General features: G+C 71.1%; 17 protein-coding genes. 6 read left to right on the plus strand and 11 right to left on the minus strand.

Annotated elements, in window-relative coordinates; genetic code table 11:
* Together C1J00_RS17650 and htpG are read left to right on the plus strand one after the other, a co-directional pair.
* Positions 1-517 (plus strand): class F sortase (locus tag C1J00_RS17650; protein ID WP_102910038.1); only part of this gene is annotated, 517 nt, incomplete at its 5' end.
* A gap of 83 nt (positions 518-600) precedes the next feature.
* Positions 601-2,499 (plus strand): molecular chaperone HtpG, encoded by a 1,899-nt coding sequence (htpG, locus tag C1J00_RS17655; protein WP_102910039.1) that lies wholly within the window; start codon positions 601-603, stop codon positions 2,497-2,499.
* Between the two features lie 12 nt (positions 2,500-2,511).
* Here the strand turns inward: htpG and C1J00_RS17660 are convergent, their stop codons facing one another.
* The 3 genes from C1J00_RS17660 to C1J00_RS17670 form a co-directional block, all read right to left on the minus strand.
* On the minus strand, positions 2,512-2,763 hold the full coding sequence (locus tag C1J00_RS17660) for a twin-arginine translocase TatA/TatE family subunit (protein ID WP_102910040.1): 252 nt from the start codon (positions 2,761-2,763) through the stop codon (positions 2,512-2,514).
* The gene (locus tag C1J00_RS17665; RefSeq protein WP_102910052.1) at positions 2,751-3,476 is read right to left on the minus strand and encodes a hypothetical protein; all 726 of its coding nucleotides are present in this window, start codon (positions 3,474-3,476) and stop codon (positions 2,751-2,753) included. The genes C1J00_RS17660 and C1J00_RS17665 overlap by 13 nt, the downstream gene beginning before the upstream one ends.
* 79 nt (positions 3,477-3,555) lie before the next feature.
* Positions 3,556-4,131, minus strand: coding sequence for a TerD family protein (locus C1J00_RS17670; protein ID WP_102910041.1), 576 nt, complete (start codon positions 4,129-4,131; stop codon positions 3,556-3,558).
* 146 nt (positions 4,132-4,277) lie between these two features.
* On the opposite strand from C1J00_RS17670, the gene C1J00_RS17675 reads away from it, so the two are divergent.
* Positions 4,278-4,664, plus strand: a complete 387-nt coding sequence (locus C1J00_RS17675; RefSeq protein WP_102910042.1) for a BlaI/MecI/CopY family transcriptional regulator — start codon at positions 4,278-4,280, stop codon at positions 4,662-4,664.
* A 6-nt stretch (positions 4,665-4,670) separates the two neighbouring features.
* Entirely contained in the window at positions 4,671-5,639 is a 969-nt protein-coding gene (locus tag C1J00_RS17680) for a M56 family metallopeptidase (RefSeq protein ID WP_102910043.1), read from the plus strand.
* 232 nt (positions 5,640-5,871) lie between these two features.
* On the opposite strand, the gene C1J00_RS17685 is transcribed toward C1J00_RS17680, so the two are convergent.
* The 5 genes from C1J00_RS17685 to C1J00_RS17705 all read right to left on the minus strand — a co-directional run bounded on the left by C1J00_RS17685 (position 5,872) and on the right by C1J00_RS17705 (position 12,641).
* The gene (locus tag C1J00_RS17685; protein ID WP_102910044.1) at positions 5,872-8,337 is read right to left on the minus strand and encodes a CBM35 domain-containing protein; all 2,466 of its coding nucleotides are present in this window, start codon (positions 8,335-8,337) and stop codon (positions 5,872-5,874) included.
* Between the two features lie 100 nt (positions 8,338-8,437).
* On the minus strand, positions 8,438-9,262 hold the full coding sequence (locus tag C1J00_RS17690; protein ID WP_102910045.1) for a carbohydrate ABC transporter permease: 825 nt from the start codon (positions 9,260-9,262) through the stop codon (positions 8,438-8,440).
* Complete coding sequence (locus tag C1J00_RS17695) at positions 9,259-10,182, minus strand: carbohydrate ABC transporter permease (RefSeq protein ID WP_102910046.1); 924 nt, start codon at positions 10,180-10,182, stop codon at positions 9,259-9,261. Before C1J00_RS17695 ends, C1J00_RS17690 begins: the two co-directional genes overlap by 4 nt.
* 2 nt (positions 10,183-10,184) lie before the next feature.
* Positions 10,185-11,516 (minus strand): ABC transporter substrate-binding protein, encoded by a 1,332-nt coding sequence (locus C1J00_RS17700; RefSeq protein ID WP_102910047.1) that lies wholly within the window; start codon positions 11,514-11,516, stop codon positions 10,185-10,187.
* A gap of 87 nt (positions 11,517-11,603) precedes the next feature.
* Entirely contained in the window at positions 11,604-12,641 is a 1,038-nt protein-coding gene (locus C1J00_RS17705; RefSeq protein ID WP_180989585.1) for a LacI family DNA-binding transcriptional regulator, read from the minus strand.
* Positions 12,642-12,747: 106 nt separating this feature from the next.
* On the opposite strand from C1J00_RS17705, the gene C1J00_RS17710 reads away from it, so the two are divergent.
* A complete protein-coding gene (locus C1J00_RS17710; protein WP_439333411.1) occupies positions 12,748-14,880 on the plus strand; it encodes an alpha-galactosidase in 2,133 nt (710 codons plus the stop codon).
* 62 nt (positions 14,881-14,942) lie between these two features.
* Here C1J00_RS17710 and C1J00_RS17715 read toward each other — a convergent pair whose 3' ends face one another.
* The 3 genes from C1J00_RS17715 to C1J00_RS17725 all read right to left on the minus strand — a co-directional run bounded on the left by C1J00_RS17715 (position 14,943) and on the right by C1J00_RS17725 (position 19,189).
* On the minus strand, positions 14,943-16,094 hold the full coding sequence (locus C1J00_RS17715) for an acyltransferase family protein (RefSeq protein WP_102910049.1): 1,152 nt from the start codon (positions 16,092-16,094) through the stop codon (positions 14,943-14,945).
* Between the two features lie 233 nt (positions 16,095-16,327).
* On the minus strand, positions 16,328-17,965 hold the full coding sequence (locus C1J00_RS17720; protein ID WP_102910050.1) for a cellulase family glycosylhydrolase: 1,638 nt from the start codon (positions 17,963-17,965) through the stop codon (positions 16,328-16,330).
* A 123-nt stretch (positions 17,966-18,088) separates the two neighbouring features.
* On the minus strand, positions 18,089-19,189 hold the full coding sequence (locus C1J00_RS17725) for a GDSL-type esterase/lipase family protein (RefSeq protein WP_102910051.1): 1,101 nt from the start codon (positions 19,187-19,189) through the stop codon (positions 18,089-18,091).
* 252 nt (positions 19,190-19,441) lie between these two features.
* On the opposite strand from C1J00_RS17725, the gene efeU reads away from it, so the two are divergent.
* On the plus strand, positions 19,442-20,294 hold an 853-nt coding region (gene efeU, locus C1J00_RS17730), incomplete at its 3' end, for an iron uptake transporter permease EfeU (protein WP_180989586.1).

Below are 20,294 nucleotides of genomic sequence, written 5' to 3' on the forward strand. Positions count from 1 at the left end.
GCCCGACACACCGCCCACGTCCGCCGCACCGCACCGGTCCGCCGCGTCCGGGGTCGGCCCGCATCTGCCGCGGTCCCGGCCGGTCCGCCTGCTCATCCCCAAGATCTCGGTCGACGCCCCCTTCACCGACCTCGCCATCGACCGCTCGGGTCAGCTGGAGCCCCCGCCGTCGCACGACACCAACCTCGTCGGCTGGTACGCCAAGGGGCACACCCCCGGTGAGCCGGGCACCGCGATCATCGCGGGGCACGTGGACACGGCGACCTCCCCGGCCGTCTTCGCCGGGCTCAGCGAGCTGAGGAAGGGCGACCGGTTCCAGGTCGCGCGGGCCGACGGCGGCAAGGCGACCTTCGTCGTCTACGCCACAAAGTCGTTCGAGAAGGACGCCTTCCCCAGCGACCGGGTCTACGGCGACACCCCGGACGCCCAGGTCCGGCTCATCACCTGCGCCGGTGCCTACGACCGTCGGGCCCGGGACTACACCGAGAACCTGGTCGTCTTCGCCCGTCTCGTCTGACTTTCCGGGCCCCGGCCTGACTTGGTGTTTTAGAGTGACATCCAGTTCAGGCGACTGTGGGACCTGTGAGGGATTCGCGAACCATGACGACCGAAACGTTTGAGTTCCAGGTAGAGGCGCGTCAGCTGCTCCAGCTGATGATCCACTCGGTCTACTCGAACAAGGATGTCTTCCTGCGGGAACTCGTCTCCAACGCTTCCGACGCGCTCGACAAGCTGCGTCTGGAGAAGCTGCGGGACGACTCGCTCGACGCCGATGTGTCGGACCTGCACATCGAGCTCGACATCGACAAGGAGGCCCGCACCCTCACGGTGCGGGACAACGGCATCGGCATGTCGTACGACGAGGTCGGGCAGCTCATCGGCACCATCGCCCATTCGGGTACGGCCGCGTTCCTGGAGGAGCTGAAGGAGGCCAAGGACGCGGCCGGGGCCGAGGGGCTCATCGGCCAGTTCGGTGTCGGCTTCTACTCCGGGTTCATGGCGGCGGACGAGGTGACGCTGGTGACCCGGCGCGCCGGCGAGGGCCAGGGGACCCGCTGGACGTCGCGCGGCGAGGCCACGTACACCCTGGAGAGGGTCGACGACGCGCCGCAGGGCACGTCCGTCACGCTCCACCTCAAGCCCGCCGAACCCGAGAACCAGCTGCACGACTACACCTCGGAGTGGACGATCCGGGAGATCGTCAAGCGCTACTCGGACTTCATCACCTGGCCGATCCGGCTGGTCCCGGAGGCGAAGGAGGGTGAGGGCACGCCCGAGCCCGAGACGCTGAACTCCATGAAGGCACTGTGGGCGCGCTCGCGCGACGAGGTGTCCGACGACGAGTACCACGAGCTGTACAAGCACATCAGCCACGACTGGCGTGAGCCGCTGGAGACGATCCGGCTCCAGGCCGAGGGCACCTTCGAGTACCAGGCCCTGCTCTTCGTCCCCTCGCACGCCCCGCACGACCTGTTCACGCGGGACTTCAAGCGCGGCGTCCAGCTGTACGTGAAGCGCGTCTTCATCATGGACGACTGCGAGGCGCTGCTGCCGCCCTACCTCCGCTTCGTCAAGGGCGTCGTGGACGCGCAGGACCTCTCGCTCAACGTCTCCCGCGAGATCCTGCAGCAGGACCGGCACATCCGGATGATGCGGCGCCGGCTGACGAAGAAGGTGCTGTCCACGGTCAAGGAGTTCCTCGCCAAGGACGCCGACCGCTACCGCACGTTCTGGCGCGAGTTCGGCACCGCCCTGAAGGAGGGCCTGGTCACCGACTCCGAGAACCGTGACGCGATCCTCGCCGTCTCCTCGTTCGCGACCACGCACTCCGACGACGAGCCGACGACGCTCGCGCAGTACGCGGAGCGGATGAAGGACGGTCAGGACGACATCTGGTTCATCACCGGAGAGTCCCGGCAGAGCATCGAGAACTCCCCGCACATGGAGGCGTTCCGGGACAAGGGCATCGAGGTCCTGCTGCTCACCGACGCCGTCGACGAGGTCTGGGTCGACGCCGTCGGCGAGTACGAGGGCAAGAAGCTGCGGTCCGTGACCAAGGGCGAGATCGATCTCGACGGCGAGGGCGGGGAGAAGACCGGCGAGGAGCGCGAGAAGCAGGCCGAGGAGTACGCCGGGCTGCTCGGCTGGATGCGCGAGCAGCTCGACGAGGACATCAAGGAGGTCCGCCTCTCGACGCGGCTCACGGTCTCCCCGGCCTGCGTCGTCTCGGACGCGCACGACCTGACCCCGGCCCTGGAGAACATGTACCGGGCGATGGGCCAGGAGGTGCCGCGCACCAAGCGGATCCTGGAGCTCAACCCCGGCCACCCGCTGGTGAAGGGCCTGCACGAGGCCTACCGGGCGAGCGAGGACCGCACGGAGCTCACCGAGTCCGCCGAGCTGCTCCACGCCCTGGCGGTGCTCGCGGAGGGAGGCCAGCCCAAGGACCCGGCGCGCTTCGTCAGGCTCGTGGCCGACCGCCTGGAGCGCACGCTGTAGTCACGGGGCGGGTCAGGGGTGGTCCGGGGCGCCCGCCGCCCGGGCACCGGGCGGGGTCGTGCCGGTGCCGGGCGGGACGATCTGGCCCTGGACCACCCGCGGCGCGGGGGCCGTCCCGGCCTCCTCGTCCTTCGCCGCGCGGGCCTCGGCCTTGAGGATGCGGGCCGCCTTGCCGGCCGAGCGCGTCAGCTCGGGGAGCTTCTTCATCCCGATGACGGCTATGACGACGATGAGAATGATCGCGAACTCGCTCAGTCCGAACATGGTGTCCTGTCCTCTCTCGCCCGGGCCGGGCACGACGTGAGCGTATCGGGCGGGGAGCACGGTGTGATCGCCGTACCGGAATGCGGCAGCAGATGCCGGCGCAGGTGCGGCAGCATCCCGCGGTCGGGCAGCTCCTGCCGCCAGACCAGCCGGGCGTGCTCCACCTGGTCGGCGGCCGGGGGCACGCCGCGCCGCCGCGTGGCCGTGTACAGCAGGGCGGCCAGGGTTCCGAGGCCGGTCACGGCCGCCACGAGCGCCAGGGCCCGGCCGGCCGCGACGAGCGATCCGGGCAGCGGGCCGGGGGTGTCGGCGAGGTGCAGCAGGCCGCCGGTCAGGAGCAGCGCCGCGGCGGAGGTGCCCGCCACGAGCGGTGTGAGCACCGCTAGGTCGTGTCCGCAAAGTCCCGTCGTCCGCCCGGAGGGCGGGACTTTGCGGACACGACTCAGGACCGGCAGCGGACTGCCCGTGCCCAGCGGCCCCCGCCTCTCGTGCCGGGCGGCCCTGCGCACGGCGAGGTAGGAGCGGTACGGCCCTTCGGCCGCCGCCGCCATGTCGTCGGCGCGGGCGAGTGCGTGGGCGCGCAGGTGCGCGGCCACCCGGCCGGCCGGGTCGGCGCCCACGGCGCCACGGATGTCGGCGGTGCTCAGCGCGTGGTGCAGTACGGCTTCGAAGTCCGCGCGGTCGTCAGGGCGGAGGGAGGACGGGTCGGCCACATGGTCTCCCGGTCGGTTGCTGATGCGGGCGCCGGGCCCGGCCACACGAGGTCGGGCCCGGCGGCGCGTTCGGTTCCTGTCAGACGCCCACGCCGAAGTCGGCGGCGATACCGGCGAGGCCCGAGGCGTAGCCCTGGCCGACCGCACGGAACTTCCACTCGGCGCCGTGCCGGTAGAGCTCGCCGAAGACCATCGCGGTCTCGGTCGAGGCGTCCTCCGACAGGTCGTAGCGGGCGATCTCCTGGCCGCCCGCCTGGTTGACGACCCGGATGAAGGCGTTGCGGACCTGCCCGAAGCTCTGGCCGCGGTTCTCGGCGTCGTGGATGGACACCGGGAAGACGATCTTGTCGATCTCGGTCGGCACGGCGGCGAGGTTCACCTTGACGGACTCGTCGTCGCCCTCGCCCTCACCGGTGAGGTTGTCGCCGGTGTGCTCGACCGAACCGTCCGGGCTCTTGAGGTTGTTGTAGAAGACGAAGTGCTGATCCGACGGAACCTTGCCGGACGGGTCGAGGAGCAGCGCGGAGGCGTCGAGGTCGTAGTCGGTGCCGGTGGTCGTGCGGACGTCCCAGCCCAGACCGACCAGGACGGCGGTCAGGCCCGGTGCCTCCTTGCTGAGCGAGACGTTGCCGCCCTTGGACAGGGAAACTCCCACGAGGTACTCCTTCTTGAGCGCTTGACGTGTGCGGTGCGGATGGCAATCTTAAATCTACAGCAATGTAGAAGAGGGTGGGGTTCGGCCCGGCGGATCTATACGATGTCCGCAAGCGCAACGCAGGGCGGCGAGAGCGAGGCAGGGTGGTGACGGGTCCCGGGCAGCGTCCCCGGCGGGGACAGGGCGAGCTGGAGGCGCTGGTGCTGTCGGCGCTGCGGGAGGCGGACGGCCCGGCCACGGCCGGCTGGGTGCAGGAACGCCTCGGCGGCGACCTGGCGTACACGACGGTGATCACCATCCTGACCCGGCTGCTGGGCAAGGGAGCGGTCACCCGGGAGCGGGCCGGCCGGTCCTTCGCCTGGACACCGGCCTCGGACCAGGCGGGCCTGGCCGCCCGCAAGATGCGCAAGGTGCTGGACGCCGAGAGCGACCGCGGAGCCGTGCTGGCCAGCTTCGTCACCGGCCTCGACCGGGACGAGGAGCGGCTGCTGCGCGACCTGCTGGATCAGGCCCAGAGCGAAGGGGAAGACTGAAGCCTCATGGGGGTCTTCGTCTTTCTGCCACTGATCCTGCCGCTGACCGCCTGGCCGGTCGCCCGCCTCGCCGAACAGCATCTGCATCCGCGCACAGCGACCCGGCTGCTGACGGTGCTGGCCGTGGTGCTGGCCCTGTGCAGCACGGTGTGCCTGGCGCTGGTGATGGTGGTCGGCACCGCGCAACTGCCCGGCAACCCGCTGCCGGACGGCTGGTCCGACCCCGAGGTGCGGGCGGCGGTGCCGTACGACGAGGTCGTGGGCAAGGCCGCCATCCCCGCGCTGTGCGCGGTCGTCGTCGCGTGTGTCCGGACGGTGCGGCGGCACGGGCGGGTACGCCGTCAGGCGCATCGTGCTCTGGCCGGGCTGCGGGAGACGGAGGTCGCGGTGCTGCCCGACCCCCTGCCCTACGCGTACGCGCTGCCGCCGGGGGGCCGCCGGGGCGGTGGGGTGTCGCGTGCCGGCGCCGGACGTGGCCGTGTCGTGGTGACCACGGCCCTGCTGGACCGGCTCCGGCCGGCCGAGCGCCGGGCCCTGTTCGCCCATGAGCGGGCCCACCTCGCCGCACGGCACGACCGGTACCTGCTCGCCGTGCGGCTCGCGGCCCGCGCCAACCCCTTCCTGCGGCCGCTGCGTACCGCCGTGGCGTACACGGCGGAGCGGTGGGCGGACGAGGAGGCGGCCCGGTTGATCGGCAGCCGCCGCACGGTGGCGAGGGCGATCGGCACGGCCGCGCTCGTCTCGCGGGGTACCCCGCTGCCCACCCTCGCGGGACTCGCGGCTCCCGGACCGGTGCCGCGCCGGGTGGCGGCGCTGCACGGCCCGGCCCCCGCAGTGCGCCACTGGCCGCCGGCATTCACGGCGGTCGGAGCGGCGGCGTGGGGCGCGGCCGCCGGGACGGCCGTCTCGGCGATGTCGTCCGCGAACTCGGCGGTGACGATGGTCCTCATCCTGCACGCTGCGACGCCGCTCTGACGACCCTCTGACGTGCACGCGCCGAGCGACGTGCACGCGCCGAGCGACGTGCACGCGCCGAGCGACGTGCACGCGCCGAGCGACGCGACAGTGCCGCGGCCCGCCTCCACGGCGGACTGCGGCACCAAGCCCGCTGGCTTGCTGTCAGCGGTTGCGTGTCAGGTGTGTGAAGGGGCGCCGGTCGCGGACGCCGTTCCTCACTCCTCCGCGACCGCGGCCGTCACCGCACGGCTCAGCCCACGACCCGGCCCAGCTCGATCCGGTCGATGTTCGGCGCCCAGGCGGTGGCGTTGCCGAACGTCACCTTGTTCGCGCCCTTCGACAGATCGACCGGGACGCCGACCGTCCAGTAGTCGTCCCAGCTCCAGGTGTTCTTGAACGTGATCTTCTGCGGCGCGGCGCCCCCGACCTTGATGTCCGCCGTACGGGACATGATGTCCGTGTTGTAGGCGTGGCCGTTGTCCCGGCGGTCGTTGTGGGCGTAGTGGACGACCAGCATGTAGCGGCCGGACCTCGGTGCGGTCACCGTGAACTCGGCGCTGCTGGAGGCGCTGTTGCCGAGCCAGCCGATGTACGAGCCCGCGGACGCGTGCGGGCTGTCCACGAGCTTGGCGCCACCCGCGAGCGTGGCCGAGGCCCCCTCGTAGGAGAGGGTGCCGGCGGCCGAGCCGTCGCCGGAGACGTCGAGGGAGCGGACGGCGGCGTGGCTCGACGTCAACGCGACCCGGTTGTTGCCCGCGACGAGATACAACCGCAGCGGGCGGCCGGGCGCCGCCGTGACCTTCTCGCCGTGCAGGGCGAGCCGCACCGCCGCCGAGGTTCGCGGGGTCACCGTGTAGTAGCCGTCGCGCGGGGCGTAGACGTCGAAGACGGCCTTGTCGCCCGAGCGCAGAACGAGGGCTCCCGTGCCCACGCCGGCCGAGGACGAGTAGTCGTACGACGGCTTGCCGCTGATGTCCGCCAGGGTGGCCTCGTACGACGCGGAGGCCGCGCCGGTGTCGCGCGTCAGGTCGATCCGGTCGAGCGTGACCTCGGCGTCGCCCTTGGACAGCACCAACTGGTGCTCGCCCGCCGAGAGTCGGACCCGGACGTCCTCCTTGGCGCGGTAGGTCCAGTTCTCGGTGGAGGGGTAGGCGACCGTCACCGGGGCGGCGCCGTCGACGGTCAGCTTCTGCGTGGCGGGACCGCCGGACTGGTTGCCGTACAGGATCGCGAGGTCGTACGAGCCGTCCTCCGGCACGTCCACGGTGAACGCGACCTTGCTCCCCGGCTGGTTCAGCGAGCCGACGTCCTTGGTGCCGGAGGCCGCGTAGCCGTTGGCGTTCTGGACCGTGCCCTGCGTGTAGACCTTGCCGTCGGTGATGGCCGCGTCCTCGGCCTCGTACGACGCCGACCAGGGGGCGGGGGCGGCGGCCGGGGTGCCCGAGCCGCCGGGGGTCAGGACGATCCGGTACGCCGACATCTTGTGCAGGCCGCGCAGCGGGACCGTCGCCGAACCGTCGGCCGCGACCTTCACCTTGGTGCGCGCCAGGACCCGCGGGGCCGCGTGCTGCCCCTCGTATCCCGACCAGGCGGCCTCGGCGACCGTCGCGGTGACCGTACGGCCGAACACGGAGCGGGGGACGTTCTTCACGACCACGTCCGAGTCGCCGTCCGAGCCTCCGAGCACCACCTGGGCCTGGCGGCGGGAGGGATCCAGGGAGGCGAGACCCTGGAGGGTGTCGACGGTGTTCGGCCGCGGCGGCGTCACCTTCACGGTGTTCCCGGTCATGCCCGCGTACCAGCGGAACAGCCACCAGCCGCCGTTGGGGATGTTGGAGCGCACCACATGGCCGCTGAGATTGCCGGCCGCGTCCCAGTACGCCATGTTGGCGAACACCTTGTTGCGCTCGAACATCGACACCCACTGCACGAGCTGCCCGGGCACGGACAGGTCCCGGCGGTTGGCGTACTCGTCGATGTTGATCTTCAGGGGGGCGATGCCCGCCTCGCGCTCCAGCGTGCGGTAGTCGTCGTAGTGCGCCTGGAAGTCGCGCAGGGAGCCGGAGCCGAGCTCGTGCCAGGTCATCACCTGGGGCACGACGTTCTCCCGCTTGGTGAAGGCGAGGAAGTCCTTCAACAGGCGCGTGTGATAGGCGGCTTCGTTGGGACCGGCGATACGGGCGTCCGGGTCGATCGCGCGGATCCGCTGGTACACCGTCTTCCAGTCCTTGAAGAACCGGTCGCGGTTCTTCTCGTACTGGGCCTGGTCCTGGACGTCGAGCTTGTACCAGATCTGGTCGGGCTCGTTGAAGGGGATGTAGACGAAGCGGTCGCTGTTCGGGTCGGCCGAGACCTCCTTGACGATCTTGTCGATCTTGGGGAGGTAGTCGTCGATGCCGAGGTCCTCGTACGGCCACTTGGCGTAGACGTCCTGCATCATCACGTTGATCTCGCCGCCGCCGGTGCGGAAGAACGACTTGGAGACCGTGAGTGCGTCGCCGTTGGGGTGCTGGGCGCCGCCCTCCGGCTTCTGCGAGATGCTGGTGATCTTCAGGGGCTCCATCACGGCGTCGCTCGGTACGCCGTCGTCGCTGAGCCCGTAGAGGGAGCCGTTGGCGCCGAGCATCACCGGGCCCTCAAAGGCTTCGAGGTCGACGGTGAGGCGCTGGGGATCGGCCGCGGCGGCGGGACCGGCCGCGGGGAGGGTGGCTGCCATGGCGGCTGCTCCAAGTAGTGCTGCGATCAGGGCGGTTCTGGTACGGGACCTCGTACCGGCTCTCGTGCGGGTGGGGGTGATCACGCTGCTGGACCTCCAGTCACTTCACGGCTCCACTGGTGATTCCGGACACGATCTTTCGCTGGCCGACGAGGAACACGGCGACCATGGGCAGGCTCATCACCACGACGTACGCGAAGACGAGATGCCAGTTGTTGAGGTAGAGCTGGGCGCTGGCGACCTGGTAGAGGTTGAGCGGCAGGGTCGCCCGGTCTCCGCCGCCGAGGACGAAGAACGCGTAGAAGACGTCGCTCCAGGCGTAGAGCATCACCATGATCGTCGCCGTGGCGATGACCGGCCGGAGCAGGGGCAGGACGATCCGCCAGAAGATCCGCGACGGCGTGGCCCCGTCCACCCGGGCCGCCTCCTCCAGTTCCGTGGGGATGGCGCGGATGAAGCCGGTCATGAAGAAGATCGACGTCGACAGGTACATGCCGGTGTAGACGGCGATCATGCCGGGCCGGGATCCGGCCAGGCCCAGTTGGCGCAGCTCCATCACGATGGTGATGACAGCGGGCGGCAGCAGCAGCCCGCTGATGCACAGCGCGTACGCCGCCGACACCAGCTTCGACTTCCGGCGCGCGAAGACCCAGGCGGCGCCCGCGCCCAGGACCAGCACCAGGATCACGGAAGGCACCACGACCAGCAGGGAGTTGAGGAAGCCGCGCAGCATCTCGCCCTCGGCGATGGCGTCCGCGTAGTTGGCGGCGGGCTGCCAGTGCCGGGGCAGGTCCAGGTTCGGTTCGATCGCCTCCGCCTGCGGCTTGGCCGAGGTGACGGCGACCAGCCACAGCGGCACGCCCACGGCCAGCCCGGCCAGCAGCAGGACCAGGGCGGGACGGCCGTAGCGCCACAGCGGGGTCACAGCATCTGCTCCCTTCGCCGGAGTCCCACGACCAGCGGAATCGCCACGGCGACCACGACCAGGAAGAGCACGAGACTCATCGCGGAGGCCTGGGCGTACAGGCCCTGCCCGAAGATCCGGAACATGTAGATGTTGAAGACCTCGGTGGAGGCCGCGGGACCGCCGCCGGTCGTGGCCTGCACGATGTCGAAGGTGTTCATCGAACCGATCAGCGCCGTGGTGACGTTGAAGGTGACGGCCGGCGCGAGCATCGGCCAGCGCACCGACCAGAACGTCCGCCACGGCCCGGCGCCGTCGATCCGGGCGGCTTCGAGCATGTCGCCCGGGATGCCCTTCAGCCCCGCCAGATAGATCAGCATGGCCAGGCCCATCCACTTCCAGCCGTGGATCAGGGTGACGATCACCAGCGTCCAGGTCGGCGAACCCAGCCACGGGATGTCGGTGCCCAGCAGGGAGTTGACGGCTCCGTCCTGGTCGAGGAGCGCCTGGAAGACGTACCCCGTCGCGAGGGCCGAGATCAGCACCGGCAGGAAGAACACGGCCCGGAAGAACCGGTTGAAGCGGCTGTCGTCCTCCAGCAGCAGCGCCAGCACCAGCCCGAAACCGTTCTGGAACACCGCCGCCAGCAGTGCGTACAGCAGCGTCGTGCGGACAGCGCGCAGCAGCGAACCGTCGTCGGCGATGGTCCTGAAGTTGTCCAGGCCCGTGAAGGCGATGTCCGCGTGGTAGGACGACCAGTTGGTGAACGGGTAGTAGAAGTTGAGCAGGTTGGGCACCAGGAAGAACCCCGCGAAGACGGCGATCGCGGGGAGCGCGAACCACCACGGGTGGTGCACCGCGGCGCGCGGAAGCCGTCCCACGCTCTTGGGCGTGCCGGCTGCCGAGGGCTGCTTGCGTGTCTGTACGACCGTGTCCGTCATCGTCAGAACCCGGGTGCGCCCTGGGCCTTGGCCACCTGCGCGAACTGGTCCTGGATCGCCTGGGCGACCTGCAGTGGGGTCTTCTTTCCGAAGATCATGTCGGCCAGGTACAGGTGGGTGTCGGGTGCGACGATGGCCTTGGCCTGGAACACGCCGATGGCCTTCGGCAGGGCCGCGACCTGGGACTTGGATGTCCCGGGCAGCCCGCCGGGGGTGGGCACGGACGGCTGCACGGACGGGATCTTCATCGCCTTGATGTAGTCCGGGTAGTCGGGCCCGAGCCAGAAGGCGAGGAACTGCCGGGCCGCGTTCTGCCGCTTGTCGTCACCGGTCTTGAACGCGACGACCCCGTTGGTCTGGTCGGGGGAGTACAGGGCGGTCGCCGAGGAGTTGGCGACCGGGAACCAGCCGATCCTCTTGTCGATCTCGGCGGTGGAGTACTTGGCCTGCAACTGGCTCTGGAAGGACGTGACATTGAGGACCATGCCGGCCTCGCCCTTCCACAGGGCGTCGGCCTGCCCGGTGAACGTGCCCGTCCGGTAGTTCTTCTGAGCCAGCCCGGCGTCGAGCAGCTTGTCCTTGTACTTCTTGATCGCGCCGACGACGACCGGGTCGGTCCACTTCTTCTTGCCCGCGTTCAGATCGGCCCACCACTGCCGGTCGAGGTCGGTGAGCTGGACCTGCATCTGCCACTGGAGCGGCCACTTGTCGCCGCCGGCCTCGTAGAAGGCGGCCGCGTCGGTCTTGTCCACGACCTTGCGGCCGAGGGCGAGCAGCTCGTCGTAGGACTTGGGGAAGTCCTTCTCGCTCAGCCCGGCCTGCTTGAAGACGTCCTTGTTGTAGTAGACGCCGAGCATGGCGGGGCTGGTCACGATCGCCGCGTACCGCTTGCCGTCGATCATGCCGAGGGACCTCTCGGTGTCTCCGAGCTTGGCCTCCCACGGCTCACCTTCGAGGGTGAGCAGGTTCTGCTTCGGCTGGATGAACGGCAGCGTGGAGATGGACGGCTGCCAGAACATCAGGTCGGGGCGGTCGCCGGAGGCCAGCTTCGTCGGAACGTTCTGCTCGTAGAGGTCCGGGATCGCCTGGGTGTCGACCTCGGCGCCGGTGGCCTTCTCGAAGGCGTCGATGACCTGCTTGGGTGCGTTGACCGTGTTCTGCGCGGTCCACATGGTCAGCTTCACGCCGTCCAGCCGGGCGGTCGGGTTCACCGCCGCCTGCTTGGCGTCCGAACCGTCCGAACCCGAGTCCCCGGCAGTCGGGTCGCTGCACGCGGTGGCGGCCAGGCCGGCGGCGCATATCAGCGCCAGAGCGGGGAGAGCTCTTCTCTTCATCTCGTGCCTTTCCGGAGCATGCGGTTCGGTTCAGAAAGCGGGACTCACAACTGCTGGGCTCGTTCGGGTGGTTCGGGCATCAGTGGTTCAGGCGTCGGCGGGCGGCGGCCCCGAGCTCTCCCGCACCACCAGTTCCGGTACGGACACGGGATGCGGGGCGACCGGCGCGGACTCCTCCAGCACGCCGTGCAGCAGGGCGAACGCGGACCGCCCGAGGCCGGTGAAGTCCAGGCGTACGGTCGTCAGGGACGGGGTGAGGAAGGCGGAGTGCGGGGCATCGTCGAAACCGGCCACGCTGACCTCGCCCGGCACCGAGCGGCCGGACTCGTGCAGGGCGCGCAGCACGCCGAGCGCGAGGTCGTCGTTGCCGCACAGGATCGCGGTGACGGACCGGTCCTTCGCCAGCTTCAGCGCGGCGGCGTGACCGCCCGCCGGCCCCCAACTGCTCTGCACGGGGCGGGGTTGCGGGGCGCCGGCCTCCTTCAGCGCCTGCCGCCAGCCGCTGGTGCGGGCGCTGGTGCGGCGGGTGCTGGACGGGATGGCCACGTAGTGCACGGTCTCGTGGCCGAGGGAGAGCAGGTGGCTGGTCGCCTGGTAGGCCGCCTCGCGGTCGTCGGTCCACACCCACGGGCGGTCGCCGTCGGGCGGGCTCGCCGGGGTTTCCACCACTCCCACGACCGGCAGCCCGGCGGGCACGGCTCCCAGCGCCCGGACACCGGCCGGATCGTATGCGATCACCACGATCCCGCCGCTCGCGTCCGCCGCGCGCTGGACCTCGGCGGCGACGGCCGCGTCCTCGGCCGACTCCAGCACCCCGATCCCGACCGCGTACGACGCCGCGCGGGCGGCCTCCTCGATGCCCTGGAGGATCGAGGCGTAGCCGTAGTGGGTGGTGTTCGCGGTCAGCACGGTCACGGCCCGGCTGCGCCCGCTGGCCAGGGCGAGGGCGGTCGCGTTGCGGCGGAAGCCCAGTTCCTCGATGGCGGCGAGCACCCGCTCCCGGGTGGACGGCCGGACGCTGGGATGGCCGTTGATCACCCGCGAGACCGTCTGGTACGAGACCCCGGCGGCCGTGGCGACGTCCCTGATGCTCGCCGGGCGCCTTGTGTGACCGGTCACATTCATGCGAGGATTGTGACCGGTCACACTTGGGTCGTCAAGAGACCGTAACGAGGGATTCACGCGGACCTCCGCTCCCCGACGACGGGGCGGGGCCAGGAGGGGGAGCACCTTGACCGGCACGGCGGATGCGGCGCACATGGCCTCCAACCAGCGGCAGGACGAGTTCACTTGGGGGCATCAAGCCCTCCGGGCCGGGTTCGCGATCGCCGCCGACGGGACCCTGCGGCTGGTCCGGCTGGCCCACCCCGACGACGATCGCCCCGCCACCGCGCATTCCGCGCTCCCGCTCGTGGAGCTCACCGCCCTGGGCCACGGCAGCGGCTGGTCCGGACCCCGCTTCACCGGCACGGCCTTCGGCGCCCGGCTCGCCTACCGGACCCACCGCACGGACAGACGCGACGGCTGGGAGTGGCTGACCGTCGAACTCCACGACCCGAACACGGGATTGACGGCGTTCGTCGAGCTCACGTCACCCACCGGACTGCCCGTTCTGCGCTCCCGGGTCCGCCTCCGCAACGAGGGCCGGGCGCCCCTGGTCGTCCAGTCCGTCAGCAGCCTCCTGCTCGGCGGCCTGCCCGCGCCGGACACCCTCGACGTCCACCGGGCCCGCAACGACTGGCTCGCCGAGTGCCGTTGGTACGCCGAGCCGCTGCGCGCCGCCGTCGCCGACATCCACGTCGACGTCCACGAGCACGACAGCCGGGCCGCCCTCACCCTCACCGGGCGCGGCAGCTGGCCCACCGACGGCCATCTGGCCATGGGCGCGCTGACCGAGCGCGGCGGCGGCCGGGCCTGGGCGTGGCAGGTCGAGTCCCCGGCCGGCTGGCGCTGGGACCTCGGCGAACGCGCACACGGCACCTACCTGGCGCTGAACGGACCCACCGACGCGGAACACCAGTGGCGGGTCCGGCTTGCCCCGGGCGAGGAGTTCACCACCGTCCCCGGAGCCCTGGCACTCGGCTCCGACCTCGACGCGGCGATGGGCGCCCTGACCTCCTACCGCCGGGCGATCCGCCGCCCGCACCCGGACCACACCGCCCTCCCCGTCGTCTTCAACGACTACATGAACACCCTGATGGGCGACCCGACCACGGCCAAGCTCCTGCCGCTGATCGACGCCGCCGCCGACGCCGGCGCCGAGTACTTCTGCATCGACTCGGGCTGGTACGACGACGACACCCGGGGCTGGTGGGACAGCGTCGGCGCCTGGCAGGCTTCGCCGAGCCGCTTCCCCGACGGTGGCATCCAGGCCGTCCTGGACCGGATCCGGGAGCGCGGGATGGTGCCCGGACTGTGGCTGGAGCCGGAGGTCGTCGGGGTGCGCAGCCCCGTCGCGGCCGAACTGCCCGACGAGGCGTTCTTCCAGCGCGACGGCGTGCGCCTGGCCGAACAGGGCCGCCACCAGCTCGACCTGCGGCACCCGGCCGCCCGCGCCCACCTCGACAAGACCGTGGACCGGATCGTCGGCGACTGGGGCGTGGGCTACCTCAAGCTGGACTACAACATCGTGGTCGACCCCGGCACTCAGGCCCCCGGCGACCTCGCACCGGGAGCCGGGCTGCTGGGCCACGCCCACGCCTACCTGGACTGGCTGTCCGGCGTACTGGACCGCCACCCCTCACTCGTCGTGGAGAACTGCGCCTCGGGCGGCATGCGCATGGACGGCGCCACCCTGGCCGTCTCCCAGCTCCAGTCCACCAGCGACCAGCAGGACCCCCTGCGCTACCCGCCCATCGCCGCCGCCGCGCCGACCGCCGTCCCGCCCGAACAGGGCGCTGTATGGGCCTACCCGCAGCCCGAGTTCGACGACGACCTGACGACGTGGACCCTGGGCGGGGCGCTGCTCGGCCGCATCCACCTCTCCGGCCACCTCAACCGCATGTCGGAACACCAACTGGCCCTCGTACGGGACGCGGTCGCGGTCTACAAGTCGATCCGCGGGGACCTCGCCCGGGGCCTGCCCTTCTGGCCGCTCGGCCTGCCCGGCTGGACGGACGATTGGCTGGCCCTGGGGCTCTCGGTCCCCGGTGACCGCACGGTGTACCTGTCGGTCTGGCGCCGGGGCGGACCGGCCGAACTCCGTGTCCCCGTCCGGCGCCTGGCGGGCAGGACCGTCCGCGCGGAGGTCCTGCACCCGTCCTCCGTGGAGGCGGGCCGGGCCGTGTGGGACGGGGACGGGCTGGTCGTGTCCGTGCCGCGCACGCCCGGTGTGCTGCTGATCCGGCTCACGCGGAACGGGTAGGCGGGACCCGGACAGGCCAGGGCGGGTAGGCGGGCGCTCGGCGGTCGGGCGCGGGGCGGGCGTCACCCGCGTACGGCGCTCCCCTCGCGGGCGGCATTCCGTTCCCGAGCCTGCTGATGCGCGTCCCGGCGGAACGCCCACGGCATCTCGGGCTCCATCACCCAGCGGAACAGCCGCCGCACCGGCGGGGTGCACAGCGCGGTCACGAGCACCGCGGCGAAGGCCGTCACCACGACCACGCCCACGGACTGGTGGACCCATGCCGGCTCGTACCAGCCCCAGAACTTGGACCCCTGCGCGACGAAGCCGTGCAGCAGGTAGCCGTAGAGCGTGCCCGCGCCCAGCACCGTGAACCACGCCCGGCGCCCGGGCACCCACGCGAGGAAACAGGCCACCAGGACCAGCGAACAGCCGAAGGTCACCAGCGTCATCACGGGCCCGTACCAGGCGGGCGCGGCGATTTCCTCGGCACTGTCGCGGTGGTAGAACCAGGCGCCGGTCATCCGCGGGACCGCCCAGTAGGCCACCACGACCGCGGCGGCGAAGACCGGCACGGCCAGCACCCGCACCGAGCGGCGGCGCACCAGTCGGAAGTGCTCCGGCTTCAGCAGCAGACCGAGGACGAAGTACGGCAGGAACTGAAGGGTGCGTTGCAGGTCGAGGTCGTTGCCGACGGACGACGAGAGCGTCGCCAGCATCGCGATGACGAGGGCGACCGGCAGCGGCCACCGCACGCGTCGCCACACCGGCGTGGTCAGCCGCCAGATGAACAACGCCGCCAGGAACCAGGTCAGGTACAGCGGATCCAGCAGACTCACGGGCCGGTCGGGCTCCTGGTCCGTCCATCGCGTGAACAGCGTGTACGCCGTCTCGAAGACGACATACGGAACGGCGAGCCCGGTGACCAGACGCCGGACCCGCTCCGGGCTCGCGTCGAAGGAGCGCGAGAAGTAGCCGGAGATGACGATGAACGCCGGCATGTGGAAGGCGTAGACGACCATGTAGAGCGCGCTGACCGCGCGGCTGCCGTCCCGCAACGGCTCCCAGGCGTGCCCGATCGCCACCAGCACGATCGCCAGGTACTTGGCGTTGTCGAAGAACGCGTCGCGCTGCCCGGCCTGCTTCGGCGGGGCGGCGGCCTCGCGTGACGTACTCGGCCCGGCCTCGCCGTGGGTGCTCGCGACGGGCCGCATGCGCAGGGTGTCCTCGCTCATCACGCCTCCCGCGCACGCTGCGGGGAACCGGGACGGGCGGATACGCGTCTTGCGGGGGTTACGGCGGTGGGGTGCCGGTGCGACATCCCCGCCGCCTGACCCATGCGGAGCGAGGTAAACCGCTTTCCGGTGTGGATGTAGCGCGGATCACACTCGCGGTTCATCCTGTGGCGACGGTGCTGCCGCGTCCGGCCCTTCCGGAGGGCGCGTCGGCACCATTGCACACGGCCCGGTCAGCTCACCGCGCAGGCGGCGCCGTTCAGCGTGAACGCCGTCGGGCTGGGGTTCGCCGTCGCCCGGGAGGCCGTGAAGCCGAGGGTGACCGAGCCCGACGCGGGGATCGTCGCGGTGTAGGAGGCGGCCGCGACGCTGACCTCGGAACCGTTCTGCGTCGCCGTACCGCCCCAGAGGTTGGTGATGCGCTGGCTGTCCGGGAAGGTCCAGCGCAGCGTCCAGCCGTTGATCGCCGACGTGCCGGTGTTGCGCAGCGTGATCTCGCCCTGGAATCCGCCGGGCCAGCTGCCCGTCACCCGGTAGCCGACGCCGCAGGCCGCCGTCGATCCGCCGGAGGAGGTCGTGAACGTCACCGCGGCCGAGCGAGGCGAACGGTTGCCGGCGGCGTCACGGGCGTAGACGGCGAAGGTGTAGGGGGTGGCGGGGGACAGACCGGTGAGGGCGGCGGTCGTCCTCGCCGTGGAGGTGACGACCGTCTCGGCGCCGCCGCCGATCCGGACCACGTCGTAGCCGGTGACGCCCGTCGCGTCGGAGGCGGCGGCCCAGGTCAGGGTGGCGGACGAGGAGGTCACCCCGGAGGCGGTCGGGGTGCCGGGGGCCGTCGGGGGAGTGGTGTCGCCTCCGCCGGAGGAGTAGATCGCGGCCTCCTTGGCGGTGGCGGCGATGCCGTTCGCGCCGTTGAAGAGGCGCTGACCCCAGGAGGTGAGCTGGTCGGGGTCGAAGTTCGCGACCATGTCCAGGTACTCGACCCCGCCGCCGTTGCCGCTCCATGACCAGCCGAGGTAGCCGAGCCGGAGCTGCTGGGTGACGGCCAGGATGGTGTCCTCGTCGGGGTTGCCGTCCGAGTGGTCGTGGCCGAACTCGCCGACGACGATGGGCAGTTTCGCGGTGACGAAGCGGTTCAGGTAGTCGGTGATCTCGGCGGCGGTGTCGAAGACGCCGTACATGTGGATCGAGAAGACCGTGTTGGCGTCGGGGTCGGCGGCGAAGACCGAGGCGGCGTTGTCCCGCATCGTGAACGCCCAGTCCTGGCCCCAGTTGGGCGCGTCGACCATGATCGTGTGGTCGAACCCGGCGTCGCGGAGCTTCTGGATCGCGGCCTTGGTGTCGGCCGTCCACGCCGTGTAGCCGATGTTGCCGTGCGGCTCGTTGCCGATGTTGACGATGACGTAGTCCTCCTGGCCGGTCAGCGCGCTCTGCACGCTGATCCAGTAGTCGGCCGCGCGAGCGAGGGTGGCCGCTCCGCTCTGCTCGCCGTAGCCCGTCGTGTCGTGCACCTCCAGGACGCAGATCAGCCGGTTCTGCTTGCACTGGGAGACCACGTTCGCCACGTCGGCGGCGTCGTTGCGGGTCCAGCGGTCACCGCTGGAGAGGACCACGCGGACGGTGTTGGCGCCCTTGGCCTTGATGTGGGAGAGGGAGCTGATCCGGTCCGGGAACCAGGTGTGGGCGTGGTTGACGCCCCGCATCACGAAGTCGTTCCCGCCGGCCTCCAGCAGTCGGCCGTTCTGCACCCGGAAGCCGGTGGGCGCGGCCTGGGCCGGCGGGGTGAGAGCGAGGAGGGACAGGAAGAGGGCGAGCACGGTGGCGGCCACCGTGGCCAGGCGTGGAGTGGTGAGGGTGGGGCGGAGTCTCATGACGGCTCCATCAGTGGGGGTCGGTCGGGCACGTTGCCGGTCGCGCTGTCGTGCTGAACGGGTCCTGCCGTCGTGCTCGGTGCGAACGGGTCCGTCGCCTGGGCATCCGGCCCGGCGTGGCTGTCATGCGGCCGGTGCCGTGCCCGTGCAGGTGACGGTCGCCGCCGGGCTGCCGGCCGTTGCCGGGGCGGTGGCGACGAAGCCGAAGGTGGCGCTCGCACCGGGGGCGAGGGTGCCGTTCCACGCCGCGTTCCTGACGGTGGCCGTGCCGTCGGCGGCCGTGGTGAGGCTGCCGTTCCAGAGCTGGGCGAGACGCGCTCCGTTCGCCGGTACGACGGTTGCGGTCCAGCCCGGGACGGCCGAGGCCGATGTGTTCGTCACCGTCACCTCGCCCTGGTAGCCGCCTTGCCAGGAGGAGACGGCCCGGAAACGCGCGGTGCAGGCGACGGGGTCCTCGCCCGGATCGCCCGGGTCCTGCGGGACGCCGGCGTCGAGGACCGCCGACAGGGCCGGGAACCAGCGGGCGGCGATCTTGCCGTCGCCGGAGGCGTTGGGATGCACGCCGTCGTAGGTGTCGGTGGCCGTGCTGAAGCCGGTCCACTGGTCGACCACCGTGACGGGGGAGCGGTCGGTGCCGGTCGCCCGGGCCCAGCCGGGAATCCGCGCGTTGAAGTCGACGACCCGCTGCGCGCAGCCCGCGCAGCTGCCCGGGTTCATGGGGATGAGCTGCGCCACCAGGATCCGCATGTCCGGATTCGAGGCCCTCATCTGCGCCACGAGCTTGGTGTAGGCGGCGAGGATGCGCTCGGGTGCGACGCTGCTCCACACGTCGTTCGTGCCGAAGTGCATGACAACGATGTCCGGGCGGGTGGAGGCCAGCCTGCCGGGCAGCAGGTTATGGTCCGCCACGTTGGTGACCAGTTCGCCGCCGTGCCCCTCGTTGTCCCCGTCGTGTGCCTGTCCGCAGCCCTGCGGGGGGAGGGTGCCGACGAAGTCGATGTCCGTGTATCCGCTGTTCTGGAGCCGGTTCCAGAGCGCCGCTCGCCAGCAGCCCGGCGAGCCGGTGATCGAGTCGCCGAGCGGCATGATGCGGACGGGGTCGGCCGTGGGCGCGGCCGTCGCGCCCGGGGCGAAGCCCATGCCGAGGGGGAGGAGCAGGGCGGCCAGGAGGCCGAGAACGGACAGAACGCGTAAGTGCGGGGACGAGTGGGGGGTTCTGTGCATGGTGGTCCCTTCCCATGGATGTGGTGGGAGCGCTCCCACCACATCAAGCCATCGTTGTCATTGACGCGTCAAGAGGTGCGGCGTCCCGATGGCATGCCCGGGTGGCCGGGAACCGACAGGACTTTTGCCGGGCCATGAGGCATTCATGACCGGATGCCCAGAGAGTCGAGTCCATGATGGTCGGCGTCGGTAAGGCATGCCTTGGCTAACCCGCTTGTGCGGGCCGGGGCGTTGGGCCGGGAGGGCCGGTACATGTGGGACGACGCGTTTCCGAGCTTTCTGATCGGGCTGAGGGAGGGACTCGAAGCCGGCCTCATCGTCTCCGTGCTGGTCGCCACACTCGTGCGGGCCGGGGCCAGGTCGCGGCTGCCGCAGGTGTGGACCGGCGTGCTGGGGGCGATCGCGCTGTCGATGAGCTTCGGCGCGGTTCTGACCTTCACCGCGGCCTCCCTGTCCACCGCCGCGCAGGAGGCCTTCGGCGGCACGCTGAGCATCGTGGCCGTCGCCTTCGTGACCGCGATGGTGTTCTGGATGCGCCGCTCCGCCCGCAGCCTGGCGGGGGAGATCAAGGAGAAGGTCACCGGGGCACTGGCCATGGGCACCGGCGTGCTGGTCCTCACATCCTTCCTGGCGGTGGGGCGCGAGGGCCTGGAGACCGCCCTGTTCCTGTGGACCACGGCCCGCGCGGCCCACGAGTCGGCCGGGCCGCTGACCGGCGCGGGTATCGGCCTCGCGCTCGCGGCGGTGCTGTGCTGGGGGCTCTACCGCCGGGTGCTCTCCATCAATCTCACGCGCTTCTTCACCGCCACCGGCGCCGTCCTCATCGTGATCGCCGCGGGCGTTCTCGGCTACGGACTGCGCGACCTCCAGGAGGGCGGAGTCCTGCCGGGCGGGGCGGCCTACGCCGTCGACCTGAGCGGCAGCGTCGACGCCGGGTCCTGGTACAGCACACTGCTCCAGGGCGTGCTCAATCTGACGCCGACGATGACGTGGCTTCAGGCGGCCGGGTACGTCGGGTATCTCGGCGTGGTGATGACGCTGTTCGTGAGGGGCGTGCGGGGAGGTGGTCCCAGCCCGAGCCCGAGCCCGAGCCCGAGCCCGAGCC

It is taken from the genome of Streptomyces cahuitamycinicus (genome assembly GCF_002891435.1).
Lineage (GTDB): Bacteria > Actinomycetota > Actinomycetes > Streptomycetales > Streptomycetaceae > Streptomyces > Streptomyces cahuitamycinicus.